Source organism: Streptomyces sp. P9-2, assembly GCF_051903975.1.
GTDB lineage: Bacteria > Actinomycetota > Actinomycetes > Streptomycetales > Streptomycetaceae > Streptomyces > Streptomyces cellulosae.
Map to the genome: position 1 here is coordinate 6009860 of NZ_CP192633.1, position 25266 is coordinate 6035125.

22 protein-coding genes and 1 pseudogene are annotated in these 25266 nt (G+C 73.6%); 16 read left to right on the forward strand and 7 right to left on the reverse strand.

From position 1 onward, the window contains the following. Positions 1-3 precede the first annotated feature (3 nt). The 3 genes from ACQY0Z_RS27145 to ACQY0Z_RS27155 all read left to right on the forward strand — a co-directional run bounded on the left by ACQY0Z_RS27145 (position 4) and on the right by ACQY0Z_RS27155 (position 2704). On the forward strand, positions 4-1038 hold the full coding sequence (locus tag ACQY0Z_RS27145) for a LacI family DNA-binding transcriptional regulator (protein ID WP_189903965.1): 1035 nt from the start codon (positions 4-6) through the stop codon (positions 1036-1038). Between the two features lie 454 nt (positions 1039-1492). Next, entirely contained in the window at positions 1493-2287 is a 795-nt protein-coding gene (locus tag ACQY0Z_RS27150) for a VOC family protein (RefSeq protein ID WP_254585684.1), read from the forward strand. 150 nt (positions 2288-2437) lie between these two features. Beyond that, on the forward strand, positions 2438-2704 hold the full coding sequence (locus ACQY0Z_RS27155; RefSeq protein ID WP_189903961.1) for a WhiB family transcriptional regulator: 267 nt from the start codon (positions 2438-2440) through the stop codon (positions 2702-2704). 3 nt (positions 2705-2707) lie between these two features. Here ACQY0Z_RS27155 and ACQY0Z_RS27160 read toward each other — a convergent pair whose 3' ends face one another. The 4 genes and pseudogenes from ACQY0Z_RS27160 to ACQY0Z_RS27175 all read right to left on the reverse strand — a co-directional run bounded on the left by ACQY0Z_RS27160 (position 2708) and on the right by ACQY0Z_RS27175 (position 7592). Then, the gene (locus tag ACQY0Z_RS27160; protein WP_137207817.1) at positions 2708-3682 is read right to left on the reverse strand and encodes an acyl-ACP desaturase; all 975 of its coding nucleotides are present in this window, start codon (positions 3680-3682) and stop codon (positions 2708-2710) included. Between the two features lie 158 nt (positions 3683-3840). Further along, positions 3841-4617 (reverse strand): dimethylargininase, encoded by a 777-nt coding sequence (gene ddaH, locus ACQY0Z_RS27165; protein ID WP_439812963.1) that lies wholly within the window; start codon positions 4615-4617, stop codon positions 3841-3843. 154 nt (positions 4618-4771) lie between these two features. Next, positions 4772-5947: pseudogene (locus ACQY0Z_RS27170) on the reverse strand (ATP-binding cassette domain-containing protein); the annotation flags it as partial. A gap of 22 nt (positions 5948-5969) precedes the next feature. Further along, positions 5970-7592, reverse strand: a complete 1623-nt coding sequence (locus ACQY0Z_RS27175) for an ABC-F family ATP-binding cassette domain-containing protein (protein WP_439812964.1) — start codon at positions 7590-7592, stop codon at positions 5970-5972. Between the two features lie 321 nt (positions 7593-7913). Here ACQY0Z_RS27175 and ACQY0Z_RS27180 point away from each other — a divergent pair, with 321 nt between their 5' ends. Further along, positions 7914-8513, forward strand: a complete 600-nt coding sequence (locus ACQY0Z_RS27180) for a GOLPH3/VPS74 family protein (RefSeq protein ID WP_381726613.1) — start codon at positions 7914-7916, stop codon at positions 8511-8513. Between the two features lie 76 nt (positions 8514-8589). Here ACQY0Z_RS27180 and ACQY0Z_RS27185 read toward each other — a convergent pair whose 3' ends face one another. Then, the gene (locus ACQY0Z_RS27185; protein ID WP_189903954.1) at positions 8590-9003 is read right to left on the reverse strand and encodes an SsgA family sporulation/cell division regulator; all 414 of its coding nucleotides are present in this window, start codon (positions 9001-9003) and stop codon (positions 8590-8592) included. Positions 9004-9304: 301 nt separating this feature from the next. On the opposite strand from ACQY0Z_RS27185, the gene ACQY0Z_RS27190 reads away from it, so the two are divergent. The 4 genes from ACQY0Z_RS27190 (at position 9305) to mmpA (ending at position 11729) form a co-directional block, all read left to right on the forward strand. After that, entirely contained in the window at positions 9305-10366 is a 1062-nt protein-coding gene (locus ACQY0Z_RS27190; protein ID WP_439812965.1) for a WD40/YVTN/BNR-like repeat-containing protein, read from the forward strand. A gap of 92 nt (positions 10367-10458) precedes the next feature. Further along, on the forward strand, positions 10459-10782 hold the full coding sequence (locus tag ACQY0Z_RS27195) for a plasmid stabilization protein (protein ID WP_189903950.1): 324 nt from the start codon (positions 10459-10461) through the stop codon (positions 10780-10782). A 48-nt stretch (positions 10783-10830) separates the two neighbouring features. After that, positions 10831-11535 carry an endonuclease V gene (locus tag ACQY0Z_RS27200; protein ID WP_439812966.1) on the forward strand — a complete coding sequence of 235 codons (705 nt, stop codon included), beginning with the start codon at positions 10831-10833 and terminating at the stop codon, positions 11533-11535. 47 nt (positions 11536-11582) lie between these two features. Next, the gene (gene mmpA, locus ACQY0Z_RS27205) at positions 11583-11729 is read left to right on the forward strand and encodes a morphogenic membrane protein MmpA (RefSeq protein ID WP_254585688.1); all 147 of its coding nucleotides are present in this window, start codon (positions 11583-11585) and stop codon (positions 11727-11729) included. A 283-nt stretch (positions 11730-12012) separates the two neighbouring features. On the opposite strand, the gene ACQY0Z_RS27210 is transcribed toward mmpA, so the two are convergent. Further along, complete coding sequence (locus ACQY0Z_RS27210; RefSeq protein ID WP_439812967.1) at positions 12013-13191, reverse strand: saccharopine dehydrogenase family protein; 1179 nt, start codon at positions 13189-13191, stop codon at positions 12013-12015. Between the two features lie 90 nt (positions 13192-13281). On the opposite strand from ACQY0Z_RS27210, the gene ACQY0Z_RS27215 reads away from it, so the two are divergent. The 4 genes from ACQY0Z_RS27215 to ACQY0Z_RS27230 all read left to right on the forward strand — a co-directional run bounded on the left by ACQY0Z_RS27215 (position 13282) and on the right by ACQY0Z_RS27230 (position 18952). Continuing rightward, entirely contained in the window at positions 13282-13683 is a 402-nt protein-coding gene (locus ACQY0Z_RS27215) for an MmcQ/YjbR family DNA-binding protein (RefSeq protein WP_254585690.1), read from the forward strand. A 682-nt stretch (positions 13684-14365) separates the two neighbouring features. Then, entirely contained in the window at positions 14366-15526 is a 1161-nt protein-coding gene (locus ACQY0Z_RS27220; protein WP_189903941.1) for a CaiB/BaiF CoA transferase family protein, read from the forward strand. After that, entirely contained in the window at positions 15523-16737 is a 1215-nt protein-coding gene (locus ACQY0Z_RS27225; protein WP_189903939.1) for an acetyl-CoA C-acetyltransferase, read from the forward strand. Before ACQY0Z_RS27220 ends, ACQY0Z_RS27225 begins: the two co-directional genes overlap by 4 nt. Positions 16738-16771: 34 nt before the next feature. Continuing rightward, positions 16772-18952, forward strand: coding sequence for a 3-hydroxyacyl-CoA dehydrogenase NAD-binding domain-containing protein (locus ACQY0Z_RS27230; protein WP_254585691.1), 2181 nt, complete (start codon positions 16772-16774; stop codon positions 18950-18952). Between the two features lie 60 nt (positions 18953-19012). On the opposite strand, the gene ACQY0Z_RS27235 is transcribed toward ACQY0Z_RS27230, so the two are convergent. Continuing rightward, positions 19013-19717 (reverse strand): MerR family transcriptional regulator, encoded by a 705-nt coding sequence (locus ACQY0Z_RS27235; RefSeq protein ID WP_439812968.1) that lies wholly within the window; start codon positions 19715-19717, stop codon positions 19013-19015. A 230-nt stretch (positions 19718-19947) separates the two neighbouring features. Between ACQY0Z_RS27235 and ACQY0Z_RS27240 the strand changes: the two genes are divergently transcribed. The 4 genes from ACQY0Z_RS27240 (at position 19948) to ACQY0Z_RS27255 (ending at position 25220) form a co-directional block, all read left to right on the forward strand. Further along, positions 19948-21387 carry an amino acid permease gene (locus ACQY0Z_RS27240; RefSeq protein WP_189903932.1) on the forward strand — a complete coding sequence of 480 codons (1440 nt, stop codon included), beginning with the start codon at positions 19948-19950 and terminating at the stop codon, positions 21385-21387. A gap of 42 nt (positions 21388-21429) precedes the next feature. Beyond that, positions 21430-21906, forward strand: a complete 477-nt coding sequence (locus ACQY0Z_RS27245; RefSeq protein WP_254585693.1) for a macro domain-containing protein — start codon at positions 21430-21432, stop codon at positions 21904-21906. A 72-nt stretch (positions 21907-21978) separates the two neighbouring features. Then, the gene (locus tag ACQY0Z_RS27250; RefSeq protein WP_381727580.1) at positions 21979-23934 is read left to right on the forward strand and encodes a Xaa-Pro dipeptidyl-peptidase; all 1956 of its coding nucleotides are present in this window, start codon (positions 21979-21981) and stop codon (positions 23932-23934) included. Continuing rightward, on the forward strand, positions 23931-25220 hold the full coding sequence (locus ACQY0Z_RS27255) for a M14 family metallopeptidase (RefSeq protein ID WP_254585695.1): 1290 nt from the start codon (positions 23931-23933) through the stop codon (positions 25218-25220). The genes ACQY0Z_RS27250 and ACQY0Z_RS27255 overlap by 4 nt, the downstream gene beginning before the upstream one ends. The last annotated feature ends 46 nt before the right edge of the window (positions 25221-25266 follow it).

A 25266-nucleotide genomic window follows, 5' to 3' on the forward strand; every position in this document is an offset into this window, starting at 1 on the left:
GAAGTGAGCGAGAGTGCGCCGCGTCCCACGCTGGAGGCCGTGGCCGCGCGGGCCGGGGTCTCCCGGGCCACCGTGTCCCGTGTGGTCAACGGCTCCGACGGAGTGCGCGAACCCCTGGCCGAACGCGTCCGGCGCGCGGTGGACGAACTCGGCTACGTCCCCAACCAGGCCGCCCGCAGCCTCGTCACCCGGCGCCACGACGCGGTCGCCGTCATCGTGGCCGAACCGGAGACCCGCGTCTTCGCCGACCCCTTCTTCGCCCGGCAGCTGCGCGGCATCAGCAAGGAACTCACCGCCCACGACAACCAGCTGGTCCTGCTCCTCACCGAGGACCGCGACGACCACGCGCGCGTCGCCCGCTACCTGGCCGGCGGACACGTCGACGGCGCCCTGGTCTTCTCCCTGCACATCGACGACCCGCTGCCCGGACTGATCCAGCGCGCCGGACTGCCCACCGTGTTCGGCGGCCGGCCGCACTGGAACGGCGGCGAGGACGGCGTCCGCTACGTCGACACCGACAACCGGGGCGGCGCCCGCGACGCCGTACGGCACCTCCTCGGCCTCGGCCGCCGCCGCGTCGCGCACATCACCGGCGCCCTCGACCAGACCTCTGCCGTGGACCGGCTCGACGGCTTCCGGGACGTCATGGCCGACCCCGACCCGGCGCTCGTCGAGGAGGGTGACTTCACCGCCGCGAGCGGCGAGCGGGCGATGCGGGAACTGCTCGGCCGCCGCCCCGACCTGGACGCGGTGTTCGCCGGCAACGACCTGATGGCGGCGGGCGCGCTGCGGGCGCTGCGCGAGCACGGGCGGCGCGTGCCGGAGGACGTCGCCGTGGTCGGCTTCGACGACATGCTGCCGATCGCCGAGCAGACCGAGCCGCCGCTCACCACGGTCCGTCAGGACATCGAGGAGATGGGTCGCCTGATGGCCCGTCTCCTCCTGCGCGACCTGGACCGCAGCGCCGAGCCCGACGAGGGCGCGGGGCCGACCGGGGTGGTGCTGCCGGTGACGCTGGTCCGCAGGGACTCGGCCTGACGCCTGTCCGGCGGATCGAGCCGACGCGACGGTGCGGAGCCGTGGAACCCGGGCGAGCGGGGTCAGGTGCGGCCGGCAACGGTGCCCGCCTGTCGGCACAGCAGGCTGCCGCCGAACTCCGCGCCGGCGGTGCGGCCCCGTCAGCCCGCCCCCGCCACGAGCTCCGGCGACCTCGCCCGCCTCACCTCCGCAAGGCGGAGCAGACGGTCGACGTGACGGGGCCCCGCCCGAGCGCAGCCGACAGCAGGGACGTCGGCGACCCAGGATGGCGCTGCCGGGGCTCCACGCCGGTTCGGGGTGGGGGCGGGCGTGCCAGGCCCCACGTCCGCCGCATGATCCGCCGGCCGTGCCCTGCTCGATCGGCCGTGGGCCGTCCGGGTGCCGTCCCGGTGATTGTCGGTGGGGGGTGGAAGACTCGGCGGAGCAGGCGACGGGACTCCCCTCTGGAGGCACCATGCTCACCACCCGCTTCGTCGACGGCGCGCCCTGCTGGATCGACGTCACCGCGCCCGACCCCGAGGGCGCCGCGTCCTTCTACCGAGCCCTTTTCGGCTGGTCGTACCGTCCCGCGGGACCCGAGGGCGGCGGCTACGGCTTCCTCGAGCGGGCGGGCCGGATCGTCGCGGGCTGCGGCCCGATCGGCGGCGACCAGGACCCGGCCGCCTGGACCGTGTACTTCCGCAGCTCCGACGCCGACGCCACCGCCGACGCGGTCCGCACGGCCCGGGGAAGCGTGCAGGCCCCGCCGGTCACCGTGGGGGAGCAGGGCCGGTCGGCGGTCCTCGCCGACCAGATGGGCGCCGCCTTCGGCGTGTGGCAGCCGGGCAGGCGCGAAGGACTGGACTCGGCGGGCGAGGCGGGCAGCCTCTGCTGGGCCGAGCTGTACACGCCGGACATCGCCCGCGCCGCCGCCTTCTACCACGCGGTCCTCGGCTGGGAGACGTCCGCGGTGAGCTTCCCCGGTGGCGTCTACACGACCCTCAGCCCGCAGGGGACAGGGGAGGAGGGCGCGTTCGGCGGGATGGTGCCGCTCGCCGACGACCCCGTGGAGGCGGCGGAGAACCGGCCGCACTGGCTGCCGTACATCGGCGCCGAGGACCCGGACGCCGTGGCCGCGCGCGCCGTCGAGCTGGGCGGACGCGTGCGGATGCCCCCGACCTCGGTCCCCGGGGTGGGCCGGCTGGCCCGCCTGGAGGATCCGTACGGCGCGCGCTTCGCGGTGCTCAGGGGCGACCCGCGCGAGACCTGACGCCCGGCGCGCCGCCGTGCGCGGCCGGGGCGCACGGCCTCATCATCGTGGCCGCCGCGCGGGTCCCGCCGGGCCGGGGCCGCCGCCCCGGGGCCCGGCGTTGATGCCGCGTTGATCGAACGTTTTTCCCGCTCGGGCACGCTTCCGGCCATGCACACCGACACATTGACGCCGCCCGACCTCGCCTGGCAGGAGGAGGCGCTGTGCGCGCAGACCGGGGGAGACTTCTTCTTCCCCGAGCCCGGCAGCTCGGTCCGTGAGGCCAAGCGCATCTGCGGCCTGTGCCCGATCCGCGCGACCTGCCTGGAGTACGCCCTCACGCACGACATGCGCTTCGGCGTGTGGGGCGGCCTGTCGGAGAAGGAACGCCACGCCCTGCGGCGCACCGACTCCCGCCAGCACCGCCCCGGCGGATAAGCCTCAGCCGGCGGCGCGGGCCGCCATGCGGGCCTTGCGGGCGGCGAGCTTCTCGTCGAACTTGCGCGCCTCGGAGTCCAGCCCGCCGAGGAACAGACCGAGCTCCTCCTGCGCCTTGAGGCCCTCCGGGCCCAGCCCGTCGATCTCCATGATCTTCAGGAAGCGCAGCACCGGCTGCAGCACGTCGTCGTGGTGGATGCGCAGGTTGTAGACCTCGCCGATGGCCATCTGCGCGGCCGCCCGTTCGAAGCCGGGGATGCTGTGGCCGGGCATGCGGAAGTTGACCACCACGTCGCGCACGGCCTGCATCGTCAGGTCGGGGGCGAGCTCGAACGCCGCCTTCAGCAGGTTCCGGTAGAACACCATGTGCAGGTTCTCGTCGGTCGCGATCCGCGCCAGCATGCGGTCGCAGACCGGGTCGCCGGACTGGTGGCCGGTGTTGCGGTGCGAGATGCGGGTGGCCAGCTCCTGGAAGGCCACGTAGGCGACGGAGTGCAGCATCGAGTGCCGGTTGTCCGACTCGAAGCCCTCGCTCATGTGCGCCATGCGGAACTGCTCGAGCTTGTCCGGGTCCACGGCGCGCGAGGCGAGCAGGTAGTCGCGCATCACGATGCCGTGGCGGCCCTCCTCGGCGGTCCAGCGGTGCACCCAGGTGCCCCAGGCGCCGTCGCGGCCGAACAGGGAGGCGATCTCGTGGTGGTAGCTGGGGAGGTTGTCCTCCGTCAGCAGGTTCACCACGAGCGCGATGCGGCCGACCTCGGTGACCTTCGACTGCTCCTTGTCCCAGGCCTCGCCGTCCTCGAAGAAGCCCGGGAAGTTGCGCCCGTCGCTCCACGGCACGTACTCGTGCGGCATCCAGTCCTTGGCGACCTTCAGATGCCGGTTGAGTTCCTTCTCGACCACTTCCTCCAGCGCGTACAGCAGCCGGGCGTCGGTCCAGACGGAGGGGCTGCCGATGTGGGCAGGAGTGAGTGTCACGGGTGGCTCCAGGGGGACGGGGACATGTGGACGTGCCGGCGAGCGGTGCCGGACAACCTACGGCATCGTAGGCTACGTACCCGTAGGTTACGAAGCCGTAGGCTAAGGGCGCCGTAAAGGCCGCTGACCAGCGAAGCTTTCCGCCCCCTGGAGTCCGGTCAGGCGTACAGGTCCCGCAGCCGCACCGACAGGCAGGTCACGCAGCCCTCGAGCTTCTCGAACTCGCCGACGTCCACCGGCACCGGCTCGTAGCCGAGGTCCGCGAACAGCTCCGCCGTCTTCGGGGCGCTCGCCGCCATCAGCAGCTTGTCGCCGCCGAGGCACACCACGTGCGCCCCGGACGGCTCCGGCACCGGCAGGAACCGCGGGAACAGCGACGGCGCGTCCATGTACGGGATGTGCCCGACGACCGTCCCGTCGGGCAGCGCCGTGACCGCCGACTTCAGATGCAGCACCTTCGCGACCGGCACGGCCACCACCCGCGCGCCCAGCGGCTCGAACGCCGCCCGCACCTGCTGCACCCCGGCCGCGTTGGTGCGCCCGCCGCGGCCCACGTACACCGTGTCGCCGATCTTCAGGACGTCGCCGCCGTCCAGCGTGCCCGGCTCCCACACCCAGTTCACCGAGCAGCCCAGGGACGCCACGGCCTCCTCGACCCCGAGGGTCTCCGCACGCCGCGACTCCGCGCCGGAGCGGGCGATCAGCGCCACGTTGCGGAACATCACCACCGTGTCCTCGACGAACACGGAGTCCGGGCAGTCGTCGGCCGGGTCCACCTCGACGGTCTCCCAGCCGTGCGCCCGCAACGCCTCGGTGTACGCCTCCCACTGCCGCACGGCGCGGTCGACGTCCACCTCCTCCCGCTCGGCATGGGTCACCAGCCCTTCGGCGAGGCAGGGCGCGGGACGGCGGACGAGGGCCTTCTTGCTGGGCACGGGTTCGCCTTTCAGGATCGGGCGTGCTGATGGTCGCGGGCCTCTTGGCCCGCACGGGGCCGGCCGGCCACGGGCCCCGGCCCCGCCATCATGCAGTCCGCCGCCCGAGGGGACCACCCCGGGGCCCGATGAGATGTACCACGGGTAACCCGGTTCAGCCCCCGGCCCGCCGCAGACGCTCCCCGGTGTACGACCCCGGAGCCCGCAGCAGCTCGGCCGGCGTCCCCTCGAACACCACCCGGCCGCCGTCCCGCCCGCCGCCGGGCCCCAGGTCGACCTCATGGTCCACGTGCGCCACCACCTGGAGGCTGTGCTCGACCACGACCACCGTGCTTCCCGCGTCCACCAGCCGGTCCAGCAGCCCGTCCACGTCCGCCATGTGCGGCCCGGTCGTCGGCTCGTCCAGCACGAACACCGCGCCGTCCCGGTGCAGCCGCGTGGCCAGCTTCAGCCGCTGCCGCTCCCCGCCGGACAGCGTGGACAGGGACAGCGGCCGGCCGGGCGTGAGGTAGGTGGGACCGACGTCCCGCAGCGCGCGCAGCCGTCGCCGTACGCACTCGCCGACGACGTGGTCGGCCGGCGCGACGACGTCCGGGTCGTGCTCGACGACCAGCACCGGTGTTGCCCTCGTCCCGCAGCCGCGGCAGGAGTTCGCCCAGCCGGTGCACGTCCCCCGGGTGCAGCCCGACGCTCGGCTCGTCGAAGACGTACGTCATCCCGGACACCCTGGAGCCCAGGTGCCGTACGGTCTTCAGCCGCCGGCCCTCGCCCCCCCGGAGAGCGTGGGCGTCTCCCGGTCGAGGGAGAGACAGCCGAGGCCGATGCGGTCGATCCGCTCCGGCGCGGCGACCGGCCCGGCCACCGGGTCGTCGATCTCCCGCAGCACCGGATCAGGTCGCACACCCGCATCGCGGAGAGGCCGGCGATGTCGTGCCCGTCGGTCCGGGAGGCCGTCGCCGCCTCGTTCAGCCGTGCGCCGCCGCAGCCGGGTGGACGCCTTCGGCAAGGAACTCCCGACCAGATCAAGGGCCTTCTGACTCATCCCCTCCAAGTCCCCTTCCGGATCGACCCGTTCAAACCGGTCGGCCAGTCCCTCGTGGTCGGTGGTCCGGGTGTGCCCGTGCCCTGCACGGTGACCGTCGCAGCCGGGACACAAGCCGGACGGGTCGTTGAACGAGTACGCGGTCGCCGGGCCCGCGCTCGGGGCGCCGTGCCGGGAGAACAGCACCCGCAGCACCGAGCGCACGTCCGTCATCGTGCCCACCGTCGACCGGGAGTGGCCGCCGGCCGGCCGCTGGTCGACGACGATCACCGGCGTCAGGTGCTCCAGCGCCCGCGTCACACCGCCGACGCTAGGCGGAATCCCCGACAGCTTCCGGCGCGATTTCCTTCACCTCTCCTCCCTCCACCATCAGCCAGCGCGTGATGCCGATCGACTCCAGGAACGGCAGGTCGTGACTGGCCACGACCAGCGCCCCCTCGAACGACTCCAGCGCCGTGGTGAGCTGCCGGACGCTCGCCATGTCCAGGTTGTTCGTCGGCTCGTCCAGCATCAGCAGCTGCGGCGCGGGCTCCGCCAGCATCAGCGCCGCCAGGGTCGCCCGGAAGCGCTCGCCGCCGGACAGGGTGGCCGCCCGCTGATCGGCGCGGGCGCCCCGGAACAGGAAGCGGGCCAGCCGCGCCCGGATCCGGTTGTTGGTGGCGCCCGGTGCGAACCGGGCCACGTTCTCCGCCACCGTCAGCTCCGGGTCGAGGACGTCGAGCCGCTGCGGCAGGAACCGCAACGGGACGTGCGCCGTCGCCTCGCCCGACACCGGGGGCAGCTCCCCGGCGATCGTGCGCAGCAGCGTCGTCTTCCCGGCGCCGTTCCGCCCGATCAGAGCCACCCGCTCCGGACCCCGCAGATCGAGGCCCTTCACCCGGGCGCCGTACGCCGGCTCCAGGTCCATCAGGGTGAGGACCTGGCGCCCCGGCGGCACGGCGGTGTACGGCAGGTCGACGCGGATCTCGTCGTCGTCCCGCACCGCCTCCACCGCGTCGTCGAGCCGCTCCCTGGCCTCGGCGAGCTTCTCCTCGTGCATGATGCGGTGCTTGCCGGCGGAGACCTGCGCCGCGCGCTTGCGCGCACCCATGACGATCTTCGGTTCGCGTTTCTGCTCGAACATCTTCTGGCCGTACCGCTTGCGGCGGGCCAGCTTGACCTGGGCCTCGGTCAGTTCGCGTTTCTGCTTGCGCAGGTCGGCCTCGGCGACGCGCACCATGCGTTCCGCCGCCTCCTGCTCCACGGCGAGGGCCTCCTCGTACGCGGTGTAGTTGCCGCCGTACCAGTGGATGCCGCCCGGGCGCAGCTCGGCGATCTGGTCGACCAGGTCGAGCAGTTCCCGGTCGTGGCTGACCACGACCAGAACGCCCTGCCAGCTCTCGACGGCCGCGTAGAGGCGTCTGCGGGCGTACAGGTCGAGGTTGTTGGTGGGTTCGTCGAGCAGCAGCACGTCGGGACGGCTCAGCAGCAGCGCGGCCAGCCGCAGCATGACCGATTCGCCGCCGGACACCTCGCCGACGGTGCGGTCCAGGCCGATGTGGCCGAGACCCAGTTCGCCGAGGGTGGCGAGGGCGCGCTCCTCGACGTCCCAGTCGTCGCCGACGGTCTCGAAGTGCTCCTCCGCCACGTCGCCCGCCTCGATGGCGTGCAGCGCGGCCCGCTTCTCGGCGATGCCGAGGGCCTCGTCGACCCGCAGCGCGGTGTCCAGCGTGACGGTCTGCGGCAGCCGGCCCACCTCGCCGGACACCTTGACGGAGCCCTCCGTGGGGGTGAGCTCCCCGGCGATCAGCTTGAGCAGGGTCGACTTGCCGGAGCCGTTGAGTCCGACGAGGCCGGTGCGGCCCGGGCCGAAGGCCGCGTCGAGGTCCTCGAAGACGACGGCGCCGTCGGGCCAGGTGAAGGAGAGGGAGTGACAGGTGAGTGAAGCTGACATGCGGGCCTCCGCGGTTGCACGGTTCGATCAGGGGCACACGCGTATCGAGACACCGCGGGACGACGACCGGCAGCCGGGGAGGAGATCCGTGGCATGAGAAAAGCCCCGTTGCGGAGGGACCGCAAGGACGGCTCGAACGCCGAGGTCGCACGCGGCGCACACACCTGAGCGGTGTGAGGCGGTGTCTCAGAACCTCAGACGAGCAACGTCCTTCTCCCATCGACGGCAACAGAACCGCCGACGACGTTACGCGCGGCCCCACCGGCCGTCAACGCGTTTGTTGGCACCGTGGACCCCGTGTCCCCGCACCGAGGAGGCCTCGTGCCCAACGGCCCGCTCTCCCTGCCGGCCCGCCTGTGCCTGCTGGCCTGGGACCTCGACCCCACCCGGGCCGCCCCCGTGGTGCGGGCCGGCGCCCTGGCCGATCTCGCACGCCGTGGCCTGCTGGTCGACGACGACGGCATCGCGACCCCGCGCGACCTGGACTCCCGCACCGGTGACCCGGCCCTGGACGGGCTCCTCGAACTGGTCAGCGAGTCCTTCCCGCACGGCTGGCGCACCTGGGTGACGCTGCACGCCCGCCACACCCTGGACGCGGTCCGCGAACACCTGGTCGCCGAGGGGGTGCTGCGGGCCGAGAAGCACCGGGTGCTCGGCGTGTTCCCGTCGGTGGACCACGTTCTCGCGGACACGGCCCGCGCGGACGCCCTCCGGGCGGAGGCCCGGGAGGTCCTGTCGGGCGCGGTCACCCCTGACGAGACCACGGCGACGGTCCTCACCCTCGCGGCGGCAGCCGACCTCCCGATCGCGTCCTCGGGCACCTTGCCGACGGTGCCGATGGCCCCCGCTCTCGCGGGCCTCCTCCACGAACTGGAAGCGGGCCTGAGGGACGCGGCGCCGGCGCTGCCCAAGGGCCGCTGAAGCCCCGCAACGGCGAACGGCCAGGCACCCCGCGTCACCCGGGGTGCCTGGCCGTTCGCCGCGTGCCTGCGCGGGCCTACGCGTCCCGCATCAGTTCCGCCAGGTCGTGGTCCAGGTCGAGGCGGAGGTGCTCGAGGCCCGTGGGGACGAGTTCGCTCGTGGCCTCCAGGAAGCGGCGCAGTTCGCCGGAGCGGACGTGGATCACCGCCGTGCCCTCCGGGGCGTGGAACTCAAGCACCGTGCGGTCGTAGCCGTACGGGCGGACCCGGACGTCGCCGTCGCCCTCCGGGGACTCCATGCCCGCCGCGAGCAGGTCGCGGGCGAACGTCCAGCACACGTCGACGCCTTCGAGCGTCGCGGGCGCGGGGAAGGTCATGCGGACGGCGAACGGGTCGTCGCCGTCGTAGTGCAGCGTGGCGGGGATGTCGGCCATCCGCGGCGCTGCTGCGACCAGGCGGGCCTCTACGGACTGCTCGATGACGGTGGACAACGCCTTGCTCCCTCGTGACGGCTGGGCTGGCTTCCGGGCGGTTCATGTCTGTCGGCTACTGGAAGAGACGCTGGAATCGGCCATTCCGTGCGCATGGAGTGCTAGTGACCTCTGTCACCGCCTTCATGCACCCGAGTGACACGTCTCTCCTCCCGTTCCGCACGGGCCACTTGGGGCCGCCCCCGCCGGCGGGCGCTCTGGACGGCTCCCCGCCTGTGGGCTAGCTTCGCCCGCCATGAGGTGCTGGGGAAGTACGCGACGGGCGGGAACCGCGGGACGGACGGGGCGGGGACTGCGGCGGGTGACCGCGGCAGCGGCGGGCGTCGCGGCACTCGCCGCGCTCACCGCCGTACCGGCCCAGGCACACGGACCGGACGGCGAAAAGAGCGCCCCGCACTGGTCGTTGAAGGACACCGGCGCCCCCGACGCGCGGTTCCGAGGTCTGGCCGCCGTCAGCCGGGACACCGCGTGGGTGGCCGGATCCCTCGGCACCGTGCTGCGCACCACCGACGGCGGACGGACCTGGCGGGACGTGTCGCCGCCCGGTGCGGAGGAGTTGCAGTTCCGGGACGTCGAGGCGTTCGACGCGCGCAGGGCCGTGGTGCTGGCCATCGGGGAGGGCGAGGACTCCCGCGTCTACCGCACCGACGACGGCGGAACCACCTGGACCGAGACCTTCCGCAACCCCGACCCCCGCGCCTTCTACGACTGCGTCACCTTCTTCGACCACCGCCACGGGCTCGCCATGAGCGACCCCGTGGACGGGAAGTTCCGCATCCTGTCCACCCGCGACGGTGGCCGTTCCTGGACCGTGCTGCCCGACACCGGCATGCCCCCGGCGCTGGAGGGCGAGGCCGGGTTCGCCGCGAGCGGCCAGTGCCTGGTGTCGTCCGGGCCGAAGGACGTCTGGCTGGCCACCGGGGGAGCGCACCGGGCCCGCGTGCTGCACTCCGCCGACCGCGGCCGCACCTGGACGGCCACCGACACCCCGATCCCCGCCGGGGACCCGGCGCGCGGCGTCTTCGCCCTCGCCTTCCGCGACCGCCACCACGGTCTCGCCGTCGGCGGCGACTTCACCCCCGGCCTGCCCTCGCCCGACGCCGCCGCCCGCACCGCCGACGGCGGCCGCACCTGGCGCCCGGCCGCCGGCTCCCCGCCCGCCTACCGCTCCGGCGCCGCCTGGCTCCCGCACAGCCGCACCGCCGCCCTCGCCGTCGGCCCCACCGGCACCGACCTCACCACCGACGGCGGCCGCACCTGGCGCACCGTCGACACCGGCTCGTACGACACCGTCGACTGCACGCCCGACCAGGGCTGCTGGGCGGCGGGGGAGAAGGGCAGGGTCGCCCGACTGGAGCAGTGACGCGGGCCGGCGGCACTGGATCCCGCGGGCCGGGGTACCCGACCGCTGTACGCGACCGAGCGCTCGCCGAGCGCGAGAGAAAGTGAGCGGACATGCCACGCGGTTCCAGCCCCAAGCGGGAGCGTCAGTACGAGCACATCAAGGAGAGCGCGAAGGACCGGGGCGAGAGCACCGGGCGCGCCAAGGAGATCGCCGCCCGGACGGTGAACAAGGAACGCGCCCGGTCCGGCGAGTCGAAGACGGCCAGCCGGACGTCGACGCAGGACATGTCCTCCGGCAGGCGCGGCGGCCAGCGGTCCGGCAAGGGATCCCAGGGCCCGACCCGCGACCAGCTCTACGAAGAGGCCAAGAAGCGGAACATCGAGGGCCGTTCGAGCATGAACAAGGGGCAGCTGCAGCGGGCGCTCGGCAAGTGAGCCCCGCGCCACCGCGCGGAGCGCCCCGCCCCTAGGCTCTGGGGGACCATGACGACCGTACGCACACCGGCCGGGTGGCCGGCCACCGAGGAAGAGGCCCGCGCCGTCCAGGACGCGCTCCGCGCGAAGGTGGTGCTCGACGAACCGGGGCCGCCGCCCGGCACCGGCCACGTCACCGGCGTCGACGTCGCCTACGACGACGAGCGGGACGTGGTCGTCGCGGCGGCCGTCGTGCTGGACGCGGCGACCTTGGCCGTCGTCGCCGAGTCCACGGCGGTCGGCCGGGTCTCCTTCCCCTACGTGCCCGGACTCCTCGCCTTCCGCGAGATCCCCACGGTGCTGGCCGCCCTGAAGGCGCTGCCCTGCGCGCCCGGCCTGGTGGTCTGCGACGGCTACGGCCGCGCTCACCCGCGCCGCTTCGGCCTCGCCGGCCACCTCGGCGTCCTCACCGGACTCCCGACGATCGGCGTGGCCAAGAACCCCTTCACCTTCACCTACGACGAGCCCGCCGCCCCGCGCGGCAGCACCGCCCCGCTGCTCGCCGGCACCGAGGAGGTGGGCCGCGCGCTGCGCACCCGTGACGCCGTCAAACTGGTGTTCGTCTCGGTGGGCCACCGGGTGAGCCTGGACAACGCCTGCGCCCACACCCTCGCCCTGGCCCCCGCCTACCGCCTCCCCGAGACCACCCGCAGGGCGGACGCCCTGTGCCGCCGCGCCCTCCGCGAGGCAGCACGGGCACTCACGGCGGACTGAGTACGCGTACGGATGCCCGAACACCGCTAGGTCGGCAGGGTGTTCGCATGCCGACACGCCGCACGACCCGCCCCCGTCCCACGCCCACGCGCCCCACCGCCCGAGCCGTCACACTGGGCCTGTCCCTGGCGGTGCTGGCGGGAGTGGGCTGGGTGGCGGGCATGATCTACACGCTGATCACCTGGCCACTGTGACCCGGGCGTGGGCGGTGCCCGTCCGGGGGCGCGACGCCCTGCGGGCAGCCCGGACGCACCACTCGCCCGTCAACGCCCAGCGAATCGCCGGCAGTCGCCCATCCCCGACGGCCCCGGCGGCCCGCCGGAGCGGAAGGCGGCCCGCCGGAGCGGAAGGCGGCCCGGCTGTCGAGCGCACTGCCCCGCAGACGCTGGTCACCGCGCGCCGAGCTGGGCGGGGGACCGCCACGCCCCCGTGCCACCCGCCCCGACCCGCGCCGGACAGCCGCGCGCCGCGCACCCCTCAGCGCACCGCCGCCACCCGGAACCGGATCCCCGCCTCCTGAAGGCGGCCGATCAGTGCGTCGCCCATCGCCACCGCCGTCGTGACCTGGCCCGATGTCAGGGGCAGGTCGTCGAACGCGAGGGACAGCGCGCTCTCCGCGAGCATCTTCGCCGTCTCGTCGTAACCCGGGTCGCCGCCCGAGACCTCCGTGTACACCCGGCGGCCGCCGCCCTCGCCGACGAAGCGGACCGTGAACCAGCTGCGCGCCCGCTTCTCGGGGCTCGGGCCGTCGCCCGGCTCGAGGCGGGCTGACAGGGCACGGCGCAGCGGCGGGACCTGGGCCGCCGCGACCAGCGTGCCCACCGCGGCCACCCCGCCCAGGGCGACCGGCAGGCTGCGCACCGCCGCGTAGTGGCGGTAGCGGAAGTCCGGGCCGTAGCGGGCCAGCGCCTTCGCCGAGCGGCGCACGATCTGGCCGTCGATCGTCGGCAGGGGCAGCGCCCAGGCGTCCACCTCCGGCGCGTAGCGCGGGGCGCCCGCCGGGGCCGAGACGCGGCGGCCCACCAGCCGTGGCTCGTGACGCCGGCGGTCCCGCGCGGCGGCCCGCAGCGCGCCCGGCCGGGCGAACTGGTTCAGCGCCGAGGCGAACGTGCCGCCCGAGAAGGCCGCGTCGGCGGTGACGTACCCGTCGACCGTCAGCGGCACGTCCTCCGGCAGCTGCCGCACCGTGAAGTACGCGCCCAGGTCGTGCGGCACCGAGTCGAAGCCGCAGGCGTGCACCAGCCGCGCCCCCGTCTCCCGCGCGCGGGAGTCGTGGCGGACGTACATCAGGTCCACGAACTCCGGCTCACCCGTCAGGTCGACGTAGTCCGCGCCGGTGTCCGCGCAGGCGGCGACGAGTTCCTCGCCGTACTCCACGTAGGGCCCCACCGTGGTGGCGACCACCCGCGCCTGCTCGGCGAGGGCGCGGACCGTGGCCGGCTCGGACACGTCCGCCCGCAGCACGCCCGCCTTCTCGCCGCCGGGCAACCGCTCCCGCAGCTCCTCCAGCTTCCGCTCGCTGCGGCCCGCGACGGCCCAGCGCAGGCCCTCCGGCGCATGGGCGGCCAGATACTCCGCGGTCAGCGTCCCGGCGAAACCGGTCGCTCCGAAGAGCACGATGTCGTACGGACGGTCCGTCCTGCTCAGCCTGCTCATGACACCCCTTGGTCGTGCAGCCGCGCCGCTGTCGGTGGCCGAGGCTAGCGTGAGGGGTGCGGAGCCCGACGACGAGCCCGGAGGAAAGCGATGGCCGTGCCACGGAACGCCCTGCGGAAGTGGGAGAAAGTGCGCGACTGGGCGCTGCGCCTGCCGGGCGCCGTCGAGGAGCACCCCTGGGGCGAGACGGTCGCGAAGGTCGACCGGAAGGTGTTCGTCTTCCTCGGCGTGGACGACGGGAGTCACCCGCTCGGGGCCACCGTGAAGCTGACGGACGAGACGGCGCACGCCCACGCGCTGGCCTGCCCGGGCGCCGAGCCCGCCGGGTACGGCCTGGGCAAGGCCGGCTGGGTGCGCGTCCCGCTGGAGCCCGCGGGCTCCCCGTCGGCGGAGCTGCTGTGCGACTGGGTGGAGGAAAGCTACCGCACGGTCGCCACGAAGCGACGGGTGGCCGAGCTGGACGCCCGGACAGTGGAACGGACGGTCCGCTGAGCCGCCCTGCGCCGGGGCGCCGCACGACAGCCGGCCGGCCCGTGGAGGCCGCCTCTGCCCGCCGTGGGACCCGCCCCCCGGCCGGCGCAGGGCTGCCCCGGCCGGCGGAAGCCGTTGCCCGGCCCGCGGTGGCCGCCTCGGTCCGCTGCGGGAGCGGTACCCGGCCCGTGGAGGCCGCCTCTGCCCGCCGTGGGACCCGCCCCCCGGCCGGCGCAGGGCTGCCCCGGCCGGCGGAAGCCGTTGCCCGGCCCGCGGTGGCCGCCTCGGTCCGCTGCGGGACCGGTACCCGGCCCGTGGAGGCCGCCTCTGCCCGCCGTGGGACCCGCCCCCCGGCCGGCGGAAGGCCGCCCCGGTCGGCGGAAGGCCGCCCCTGCCCACTGCGGGACCGCTCCAGGGTCGGCGGAAGGCCGCCCCCGGCCGCCGGATGGTCGCCACTCGACCCGCGGAAGGCCGAGCCGGCCGGGCGGAAGCCGCCCCGGCGCACCAGGAGGCCCGCCGGCACGCCGGTGCGGACCCGCATTCCGGGCCCCGTCACCGCCGCCTCGGCGCCCCGCCGCACACGGTCCAAGCCCCGCTCCGGCTACTCTGGCCAAGCGCTTGCTCGCCTCCCCTTGTGCCGGGTCCGCGACCTTCTTAACATCGCAGGTGTTACACCAACAGTGTCACAGTCGATGGGGGCTCGATGACGGAGGCGACGGCGCCGGACCACGGCCCGCTCACCGGCGTGCGCGTGGTCGAGCTGGCCGGGATCGGCCCCGGCCCTTTCGCGGCCATGCTCCTCGCCGACCTGGGCGCCGACGTCGTACGCGTCGACCGTCCCGGCGGCCCCGGACTCGGCATCGACCCCGCCCGGGACGTCACCAACCGCAACAAGCGCTCGGTGATCGTCGACCTCAAGACCGCCGACGGCGTGAAGCACGTCCTCGACCTCGCCGAGCGCGCCGACATCCTGATCGAGGGTTACCGCCCCGGTGTCGCCGAGCGGCTCGGCGTCGGTCCCGAGGACTGCCGGGCCCGCAACCCCCGGCTGGTGTACGGCCGGATGACCGGCTGGGGGCAGGAAGGCCCCCTCGCCGACCGCGCAGGACACGACATCGGCTACATCGCCGTCACCGGAGCCCTCGGCATGACCGGCGAGCCCGGCCGGCCCCCGGTCGCCCCCGCCAACCTCCTCGGCGACTACGCGGGCGGATCCCTCTACCTGGTCGTGGGCGTCCTCGCCGCCCTGCACCACGCCCGCGCCACCGGCGCCGGACAGGTCGTCGACGCCGCCATCGTGGACGGCACCGCCCACCTCACCTCGATGATCCACGGCATGCTCGCCGCCGGCGTCTGGCAGGACCGCCGCGGCGTCAACCTCCTCGACGGCGGCTGCCCCTACTACGGCACCTACGGGACCGCCGACGGCGGACACATGGCCGTCGGCGCGCTGGAGCCCCGGTTCTACGCGGAGTTCCTGCGCCTGCTGGACCTCACCGAACTCGCGGGGGCGCACGCCGACGTCACCCGCTGGCCCGAGCTGCGTGCCAAGGTCGCCGAGCGGTTCGCCTCCCGCACGCGCGACGACTGGACGGCCGTCTTCGAGGGCACCGACGCGTGCGTGGCGCCGGTGCTGTCGCTGCGCGAGGCCCCGCACCACCCGCACCTCGCCGCCCGCTCCACCTTCACCGACCACGCGGGCATCACCCAGCCCGCCCCCGCGCCGCGGTTCTCCGCGACGCCCGCCACCGTCCGCACCGGGCCCGCCCGGCCGGGCGCCGACACCGAGGACGTGGCCCGAGACTGGGGCGTACCCGGCCTGGTGTCCCCGCCCTCGAACCCTCAGCGAAAGGCCTCCTCGTGAGCACCGAAGCGTATGTGTACGACGCGATCCGCACCCCGCGCGGACGCGGCAAGGCGAACGGCGCCCTGCACGGCACCAAGCCCATCGACCTGGTCGTCGGACTCATCCACGAGATCCGTGACCGCTTCCCCGGGCTCGACCCGGCCGCCGTCGACGACATCGTCCTCGGCGTCGTCGGCCCGGTCGGCGACCAGGGCTCCGACATCGCCCGCGTCGCCGCCATCGCCGCGGGCCTGCCCGACACGGTGGCCGGCGTCCAGGAGAACCGCTTCTGCGCCTCCGGCCTGGAAGCCGTCAACCTGGCCGCGATGAAGGTCCGTTCGGGCTGGGAGGACCTCGTCCTCGCGGGCGGCGTGGAGTCCATGTCCCGCGTCCCGATGGCCTCCGACGGCGGCGCCTGGTTCAACGACCCGATGACCAACCTCGAGGTCAACTTCGTGCCGCAGGGCATCGGCGCCGACCTCATCGCCACCATCGAGGGCTTCTCCCGCCGCGACGTCGACGAGTACGCCGCCCTCTCCCAGGAGCGCGCCGCGACCGCCTGGAAGGAGAACCGCTTCGGGCGCTCCGTCGTCCCGGTGAAGGACCGCAGCGGCCTCGTCGTCCTCGACCACGACGAGCACCTGCGCCCCGGCACCACCGCCGACTCCCTGGGCAAGCTCAAGCCGTCCTTCGCGGACATCGGCGAACTGGGCGGCTTCGACGCCGTCGCGCTCCAGCAGTACCACTGGGTCGAGAAGATCGACCACGTCCACCACGCGGGCAACTCCTCCGGCATCGTCGACGGCGCCGCCCTCGTCGCGGTCGGCTCCAAGGAGGTCGGCGAGCGCTACGGCCTCACCCCGCGCGCCCGCATCGTCTCCGCCGCCGTCTCCGGCTCCGAGCCGACCATCATGCTCACCGGACCCGCGCCCGCCACCCGCAAGGCGCTCGCCAAGGCCGGGTTGACCATCGACGACATCGACCTCGTGGAGATCAACGAGGCGTTCGCCGCGGTCGTGCTGCGCTTCGTGAAGGACATGGGCCTGTCGCTCGACAAGGTCAACGTCAACGGCGGCGCCATCGCCCTGGGCCACCCGCTCGGCGCGACCGGCGCGATGATCCTCGGCACCCTCGTCGACGAACTGGAGCGCCAGGACAAGCGCTACGGGCTCGCCACGCTCTGCGTCGGCGGCGGCATGGGCATCGCCACCATCGTCGAGCGCATCTGACCCCCTCCCGACGGATCACCTGGAGCACACCCCCATGAGCAGCGAGTCCACCACCATCCGCTGGGAGCAGGACGACACCGGCGTCGTCACCCTCGTCCTCGACGACCCCAACCAGTCCGCGAACACCGTCAACAAGGCGTTCCGCGACTCCTTCGCCGCGATCACCGACCGCCTGGAGGCCGAGAAGGACTCCATCCGCGGCGTCATCCTCACCTCCGCCAAGAAGACCTTCTTCGCCGGCGGCGACCTGCGCGACCTGATCCGGGTCACGCCCGACACCGCTCAGGACCTGTACGACGGCGGCCTGGCCTTCAAGCGCCAGCTGCGCCGCATGGAGACCCTGGGCAAGCCGGTCGTCGCCGCCCTCAACGGCGCGGCCCTCGGCGGCGGTTACGAGATCGCCCTGGCCTGCCACCACCGCGTCGCCCTCGACGCCCCCGGCTCCAAGATCGGCTGCCCGGAGGTCACCCTGGGCCTGCTCCCCGGAGGCGGCGGCATCGTCCGCACCGTACGCCTGCTCGGCATCACCGACGCGTTGCTGAAGGTGCTCCTCCAGGGCACCCAGTACAGCCCGCGCCGCGCCCTGGAGAACGGCCTGGTCGACGAGGTCGCCGAGACCCCCGAGGAGATGCTCGCCAAGGCCCGCGCCTTCATCGACGCCCACCCCGAGTCCGCGCAGCCCTGGGACCGCCCCGGCTACCGCATCCCGGGCGGCACCCCGTCGCATCCGAAGTTCGCCGCCAACCTGCCCGCCTTCCCGGCCAACCTGCGCAAGCAGACCGGCGGCGCCCCCTACCCGGCCCCGCGTAACATCATGGCCGCCGCCGTCGAGGGCGCCCAGGTCGACTTCGACACCGCGCAGGTCATCGAGGCCCGTTACTTCGTCGAGCTGGCCGCGGGACAGACGTCGAAGAACATGATCCAGGCGTTCTTCTTCGACCTCCAGGCCGTCAACTCCGGCGCAGGGCGCCCCAAGGGCGTGCCCGCCCGCAAGGTCACCAAGGTCGCCGTCCTCGGCGCCGGCATGATGGGCGCCGGCATCGCCTACTCCTGCGCCCGCGCCGGCATCGACGTCGTCCTCAAGGACGTCTCCCTCGAGGCCGCGCTCAAGGGCAAGGGCTACTCCGAGAAGCTGTGCGCCAAGGCCGTCTCCCGGGGCCGCACCACGCGGGAGAAGGCCGACGCGCTCCTCGCCCGGATCACGCCCACCGCCGAGGTCGCCGACCTCGCCGGCTGCGACGCGGTCATCGAGGCCGTCTTCGAGGACACCTCCCTCAAGCACAAGGTGTTCCAGGAGGTGCAGAACGTCGTCGAGCCCGACGCGCTGCTCTGCTCCAACACCTCCACCCTGCCCATCACCGCCCTCGCCGAGGGCGTCGAGCGGCAGGAGGACTTCATCGGGCTGCACTTCTTCTCGCCCGTCGACAAGATGCCGCTCGTCGAGATCATCAAGGGCGGGCGCACCGGCGAGGAGGCCCTCGCGCGCGCCTTCGACCTGGTCCGCCAGATCAGGAAGACCCCGATCGTGGTGAACGACTCCCGCGGCTTCTTCACCTCCCGCGTCATCGGCCACTTCATCAACGAGGGCGTGGCGATGGTCGGCGAGGGCATCGAGCCCGCGTCGGTCGAGCAGGCGGCGGCCCAGGCCGGCTACCCGGCGAAGGTGCTCTCCCTGATGGACGAGCTGACCCTGACCCTGCCGCGGAAGATCCGCCGAGAGACGCAGCGGGCCGTCGAGGAGGCGGGCGGCACCTGGACCCCGCACCCGGCCGAGGCGGTCGTGGACCGCATGGTCGACGAGTTCGGCCGCCCCGGACGCTCCGGCGGCGCCGGCTTCTACGACTACGACGAGAACGGCAGGCGCGGCCTGCTGTGGCCGGGGCTGCGCGAGCACTTCACCAAGCCCGGGCACACCATCCCGTTCCGCGACATGCAGGAGCGGATGCTGTTCTCGGAGGCGCTGGACACCGTCCGCCTGCTGGAGGAGGGCGTGCTGACCTCGGTGGCCGACGCCAACATCGGCTCCATCCTCGGCATCGGCTTCCCGGGCTGGACCGGCGGCGTCCTGCAGTACATCAACGGCTACGAGGGCGGTCTGCCCGGTTTCGTCGCGCGCGCCCGCGAGCTGGCCGAGCGCTACGGCGACCGGTTCACCCCGCCCGCCCTGCTGGTGGAGAAGGCGGAGAAGGGCGAGGTCTTCACCGACGCCCGCTGAGCCGGCGCCCGCCGACCCGGCGGCAGTGGATCGACGGGCAGTGGCTCGGCGGGCGGCGGCTCAGCCGTCCTCGTCGAGCCACTCCCGCAGCTCCTCCTTCAGCGACCGCTGGAACGTGGTGAGCAGTGCCTGCACCACCAGCGGATGCATGCGCGCGGACAGGGACCGCCGGTCGTGCGCGTCCTTGTCCGCCACCGCGTCGCGCAGCAGCCGCGACAGCTCACGGGCCGCCGCGCGGGAGTGCTCGGTGAGCACCGCGCGGGCGGCCAGCACCGACTCGTGCGACAACGGCACGTCCAGCAGCTCCACCCCGAGCCGCAGCAGCCCCGCGTCCACCTTGAACAGGTCCCCGTCCGGCTCGCCGGCCCGCTCCACGACGTCCATCGCCGCGAGCCGCTTCAGCTCCTCCTCGCCCAGCGCGCGCCCCGCCCGGCGCTCCAGCTCCGCCCGGGACACCGTCTCCACCGTGTGGGGTGCCCAGGACGCCACCACCGCCCGCTGCACCGCCAGGTCCCGGACGCTCAGGTCCGGCGGCAGCTGCGCCAGATAGCGCTCGATCGCGGCCAGGGTCATACCCCGGCTCTGCAGCTCCTCGATCAGTTCCAGGCGCGCCAGGTGCTCCCTGCCGTAGCGGCCGACCCGCCGGGGACCGAGCACCGGGGGCGGCAGCAGGCCCTTCGTGCCGTAGAAGCGGACCGTGCGCACGGTGACCCCGGCCCGGGCCGCCAGCTCGTCGATCGTCAGGGCCTCGGTCTCGGTCGTCATGTGCAGCAGTATCGCTGTCCCACTGCCGCTGTGACACCTCCGCTGTCAATCCGGCTTCGAGGTGAGCGGAGTGTGAAGAGACCCACGGTGTGACGCAGACCATCGCATACGCGCCCGCACATCAGGAAAGGTGCCCCGTCGGTCCGTGCCGTGATCACATCGCGCCGGCCGAGAGCAATCCGGACATCCGGGCGCGATCCGCCCGTGCGCACCAGAGAGTGGAACCACGCGTGAGCAAGGACGCCGTCACCACGGCAACGGCCGCACCCCCCACCGCGGCCGCGACGCCCGCCGACGCGGGCGACGCCGGTTACAGCAAGGACCTCAAGGCCCGCCACGTCAACATGATCGCCATCGGCGGCGCGATCGGCACCGGCCTCTTCCTGGGCGCCGGAGGACGCCTGCGCGACGCGGGCCCCGCCCTGGCCCTGGCCTACCTGGTCTGCGGCGTCTTCGCCTTCTTCGTCGTCCGCGCCCTGGGCGAGCTGGTCCTGTACCGCCCGTCGTCCGGCTCCTTCGTGTCGTACGCGCGCGAGTTCCTCGGCGAGAAGGGCGCCTACGTCGCCGGCTGGATGTACTTCCTGAACTGGTCGACCACCGGCATCGCCGACATCACCGCGATCGCGCTCTACACGCACTACTGGAGCGCGTTCACCGACATCCCGCAGTGGGTGCTGGCGCTGATCGCCCTCGCGGTCGTGCTGGCGGTGAACCTGATCTCGGTGAAGATCTTCGGCGAGATGGAGTTCTGGTTCGCGATCGTCAAGGTCGCCACCCTCGTCGCCTTCATGCTGATCGGCGTCTTCCTGCTCGCCACCCGGCACGAGGTGGGCGGCGGCACGCCGGGCCTGAGCATGATCACCGACCACGGGGGCGTCCTCCCGCACGGCGTGCTGCCCGTCGTCCTGGTGATGCAGGGCGTGATCTTCGCGTACGCGGCCCTGGAGCTCGTCGGCGTCGCCGCGGGCGAGACCGCCGAGCCGGAGAAGGTCGTCCCGCGCGCGGTGAACTCCATCATGTGGCGCGTCGGCCTCTTCTACGTCGGCTCCGTCGTCCTGCTGGCGCTGCTGCTGCCCGGTTCGATGTACTCGGCGGGGGAGAGCCCCTTCGTCACCGTGCTGTCGAAGATCGGCGTCCCGGCCGCCGGCGACGTGATGAACCTGGTCGTCCTCACGGCCGCCATGTCGTCCCTGAACTCCGGCCTCTACTCCACGGGCCGCATCCTGCGCTCGATGGCGTCGGCGGGCTCCGCGCCCAAGTTCACCGCCCGCATGAACCGCAGTCAGGTGCCCTACGGCGGCATCCTGCTGACCTGCGCGGTGTGCGTGCTCGGCGTCGGCCTCAACTTCCTCGTGCCGGCCCAGGCCTTCGAGATCGTGCTGAACGTCGCCTCGCTCGGCATCATCAGCACCTGGGTGATCATCATGATCTGCCACCTGGTGTTCGTCCGCCGCGCCCGCTCCGGCCTCGTCACCCGGCCGTCGTTCCGGCTGCCCGGCAGCCCGGTCACCGAGATCGCGACCATCGCCTTCCTGCTGTCCGTCCTCGTCCTGATGTGGAACGACCCCGAGGTGGGCCGCAGGACGCTGCTGCTCGTCCCGGTCATCGCGGTGGCGCTGGTCGCCGGCTGGTACGGCGGCGTCCGCCGCAAGGTCGCGGCCGGGCGGTAAAGGGGTGGGGGCGCTGTCGGTGCCCGCCGGTAGGGTGCCGCCATGGACGGGATCACGTACGTGCGGGGGGACGCCACCGTTCCGTCGGTGAAGGGCGTCAAGATCATCGCCCATGTCTGCAACGACATCGGCGGGTGGGGCAAGGGCTTCGTCCTCGCCCTGTCCCGCCGTTGGCCCGAGCCGGAGGCGGCGTACCGCGCCTGGCACCGCGACCGCGCCGCCAACGACTTCGGCCTGGGCGCGGTGCAGCTCGTCCAGGCCGAGCGGTACGTGTGGGTGGCCAACATGGTCGGCCAGCGCGGCGTCCGCACCGGCAGCAAGGGCGTCCCCGTCCGCTACGAGGCCATCGACACGGCCCTGGACCGCCTCGCCGGGCCCGCCCTGGAACTCGGCGCGTCGGTCCACATGCCCCGCATCGGCTGCGGCCTCGCCGGAGGCACGTGGTCCCGCGTCGAGCCGCTCGTCGAGAACCGCCTGGTCCGGCGGGGGATACCGGTCACGGTCTACGACCACGACTGACGCCCCCTCCGGTCCCACGGGCCGTCAGACGCCCTCTTCTGCACCGGAGTTCACCGGAGTACCGTCCGGCGCATGCCGATACGCACGCGCCCCACGACCTGGAGAACGCTCGCGACGGCGGCCACCGCCGCCCTGACGGCCACCCTGCTCACCCCCGCAGCGGCCGACGCCGCACCGCGGGAGAGCCGCCCCGTCCACTCCTACGCCGACGCCATTCGCGAGGCCGTCTGGGTGGACACCGGCCTCGACGAGGACCGCGACGGACGCACCGACCGGGTCGCCGTCGACATCGTCCGGCCCCGCGAGGCCGACCGGAAGGGCCGCAAGGTCCCCGTCATCATGGACGCCAGCCCGTACTACTCCTGCTGTGGGCGGGGCAACGAGAGCCAGACCAAGACCTACGACGGACACGGCGACATCGTGCGGATGCCGCTGTTCTACGACAACTGGTTCGTGCCGCGCGGCTACGCCGTCGTCGGCGTCGACCTCGCCGGCACCAGCCGCTCCGACGGCTGCATCGACGTCGGCGGCCGCTCCGACATCCAGTCCGCCAAGGCCGTCGTCGACTGGCTGAACGGCCGCGCGAAGGCGTACTCGAGCCGCACCGGCGGCGAGCGGGTGCGCGCCGACTGGACCGACGGCAGCACCGGCATGATCGGAAAGAGCTGGGACGGCACCATCGCCAACGGCGTCGCCGCCACCGGCGTCAAGGGACTGAAGACCATCGTCCCCATCGCCGCCATCTCCACCTGGTACGACTACTACTTCTCCCAGGGCGCCCCGCTCTACGACTCAGGACCCGACTGGCTCGCCCGCTACGTCCAGACGCCCGAGGCCCGCGAGAAGTGCGCGGAGGTCGGCCGTGAACTCGTCGACGGCGCCCCGCGCACCGGCGACCGCACCCCGCTGTGGACCGAACGCGACTACGTCCGCGCCGCGAAGAAGGTCCACGCCAGCGTCTTCCTGGTGCACGGCATGCAGGACCTCAACGTCCGCATGCGGCACGTCGGCCCCTGGTGGGACGCCCTCGGCAAGAACGGCGTACGGCGCAAGATCTGGCTGTCCCAGACCGGGCACGTCGACCCCTTCGACTTCCGTCGCGCCGAGTGGGTGCGCACCCTCCACCGCTGGTTCGACCACGAACTCAAGGGCGTCGACAACGGCATCGACCGTGAACCGGTCGCCGACATCGAACGCGCGCCCGACCAGTGGGTCACCTCCACCGCCTGGCCCCCGCGCGGCACGAGCGCCGCGACCCTGCGCCCCGCACACGGGGCCCAGGACGGCGTCGGCACCCTCGGCCTGCGCAAGGACCGGGGCACCGCGGCCTTCACCGACGACCCCGCGCTGGACGAGACCGACTGGGCGACCCGCATCGACACCCCCACCCCGGAGAAGGCCGGCTTCGTCACCCGCCCGCTCACCCGCGACCTGCGCCTGGCCGGCTCCTCCCGGGTGACCGTGAGCGTCACGCCCAGCGCCCCGACGGCCCATCTGTCCGCCGTCCTGGTCGACCTCGGCCCCGACACGATCCGCGACTACGCCGCCTCCGGGGAAGGCATCGTCACCTTGCCGGAGCGCACCTGCTGGGGTCCGAGCACCGAGGGCGACAGCTCCTGCTACCGGGAGACCCGCGCGAAGACCGCCGACGTCGGCCACACCGTCGTCAGCCGCGGCTGGGCCGACCTCGGCGAGCACGCCGGCACCGGCCGGGGCGAACCGCTCGTCCCCGGCAAGCGCTACACCCTCACCCTCGACCTGGCCGCCACCGACCACGTCGTGCCCCGCGGTCACCGGCTCGCGCTGATCGTCGCCGGCACCGACCGCGGCCTGATCGACCCGCCGGCCGACACCCCGACGCTCACCCTCGACCTGGCCCGCACCTCGGCCCGGGTCCCGTTCGTCGGCGGTACCGCCGCGTTCGCCCGCGCCACCTCCGGACCGCCCGTCACCGCCCCGCACACCGCACCGGACGGCGTCCGCCCGCCCGCCGCCACCGCCCGCCGAGTCCCGGGGGAGACCCGATGAAACGACGCGCCGCGCTCCTCACCGCCACCGCCCTCACGGGCCTCGCCGCCACGCTCGTCACCGCCCCCTCCGCCGGGGCGCACGACACCGCCGCCCCGCCGCGCACCGGCTTCGAACTCACCCACGGCGCCCGCTGGACCACCCAGCCCGAGGAACAGCGCCTCCTGGAGACCGTCGACCGGGCGAGCGGCCGCGTCCACGTCACCCGCATCGGCACCACCGCCCAGGACCGCCCCCTGCGGCTCGTCCGCATCGGCGCCGCACGCACCCCGAACAAGGTCCTCCTGGTGTGCAGCCAGCACGGCAACGAACCCTCCGGCCGGGAGGCGTGCCTCACCACGGTCCGCGACCTGGCCTACGCCAAGGACCGGGAGACGAAGCGCTTCCTGGACCGCACGACCCTGCTCGTCGTCCCCACCGCCAACCCCGACGGGCGGGCCGCCGACACCCGGGGCAACAGCGACGGCGTCGACATCAACCGCGACCACGTCGCCCTGAAGACCGCCGAGGGCCGCGCGCTGGCCGCCGTGATCCGCGACGAGCGGCCCGACGTCGTCTACGACCTGCACGAGTACGGCGCCACCCCGCCGTACTACGACAAGGACCTGTTCGACCTGTGGCCGCGTAACCTCAACACCCACCCCGGCGTCCACGACGTCGCGCAGTCCCTGTCCGAGGACCACGTCCGTCCCGCCGCAGGCGCCGCCGGGTACTCCACCGGCACCTACGGCATCTGGACCGACCCCGTCACCGGCGACCCGATCCGGCAGACCGCCGGCGACGGCCAGGAACGCATCCTGCGCAACCTGTCCGGGATCAAGCACGCCGTCGGCCTGCTCATCGAGAGCCGCGTCGACCCGCTCACCGACGCCGAGAAGGCCGACGAGGCGCTCAACAACCGGCGCAGGGTCGACTCCCACCTCGCCGCCCTGAACGGCCTGATCCGTTTCTCCTCGGAGCGGCGCGGGACGGTCGAGGCCGTCACCGCGAAGGCCCGCGCCGCCGGGTACGCGGACCGCGGCGCGGTGTATCTCGGAGGCGCCGACAACGAGACGCCCGAACCCTCCGAGGTGCTCGCCGACCCGCCGTGCGGCTACCGCCTCACCGCAGGTCAGTACGCGGAGGTGGGTGACGAGCTGGCCCTGCACGGCGTACGCGTCCAGAAGACCGGGAACGGCGTGTTCGTACCCCTGCGGCAGTCGCTGCGGGCCCTCGTCCCGCTGCTTCTGGACGGCCGCGCGACGTACCACCTGGCCGAAGGAGAGGCGATCACGTCCTGTCGATGAGGTGAATTTTGCGCCATCGGTGGTAAGGGCCTATCGGGAGGAGGGC

Bases quoted from the DNA above. Each gene is read 5' to 3' on its own strand.
- ACQY0Z_RS27245 (WP_254585693.1), top strand. From the start codon at position 21,430: ATGGACGGGATCACGTACGTGCGGGGGGACGCCACCGTTCCGTCGGTG.
- ACQY0Z_RS27210 (WP_439812967.1), bottom strand. From the start codon at position 13,191: ATGAGCAGGCTGAGCAGGACGGACCGTCCGTACGACATCGTGCTCTTC.
- ACQY0Z_RS27235 (WP_439812968.1), bottom strand. From the start codon at position 19,717: ATGACGACCGAGACCGAGGCCCTGACGATCGACGAGCTGGCGGCCCGG.
- ACQY0Z_RS27255 (WP_254585695.1), top strand. From the start codon at position 23,931: ATGAAACGACGCGCCGCGCTCCTCACCGCCACCGCCCTCACGGGCCTC.
- ACQY0Z_RS27175 (WP_439812964.1), bottom strand. From the start codon at position 7,592: ATGTCAGCTTCACTCACCTGTCACTCCCTCTCCTTCACCTGGCCCGAC.
- ACQY0Z_RS27215 (WP_254585690.1), top strand. From the start codon at position 13,282: ATGGCCGTGCCACGGAACGCCCTGCGGAAGTGGGAGAAAGTGCGCGAC.
- ACQY0Z_RS27195 (WP_189903950.1), top strand. From the start codon at position 10,459: ATGCCACGCGGTTCCAGCCCCAAGCGGGAGCGTCAGTACGAGCACATC.
- ACQY0Z_RS27220 (WP_189903941.1), top strand. From the start codon at position 14,366: ATGACGGAGGCGACGGCGCCGGACCACGGCCCGCTCACCGGCGTGCGC.
- ACQY0Z_RS27230 (WP_254585691.1), top strand. From the start codon at position 16,772: ATGAGCAGCGAGTCCACCACCATCCGCTGGGAGCAGGACGACACCGGC.
- ACQY0Z_RS27250 (WP_381727580.1), top strand. From the start codon at position 21,979: ATGCCGATACGCACGCGCCCCACGACCTGGAGAACGCTCGCGACGGCG.
- ACQY0Z_RS27200 (WP_439812966.1), top strand. From the start codon at position 10,831: ATGACGACCGTACGCACACCGGCCGGGTGGCCGGCCACCGAGGAAGAG.
- mmpA (WP_254585688.1), top strand. From the start codon at position 11,583: ATGCCGACACGCCGCACGACCCGCCCCCGTCCCACGCCCACGCGCCCC.
- ACQY0Z_RS27150 (WP_254585684.1), top strand. From the start codon at position 1,493: ATGCTCACCACCCGCTTCGTCGACGGCGCGCCCTGCTGGATCGACGTC.
- ACQY0Z_RS27155 (WP_189903961.1), top strand. From the start codon at position 2,438: ATGCACACCGACACATTGACGCCGCCCGACCTCGCCTGGCAGGAGGAG.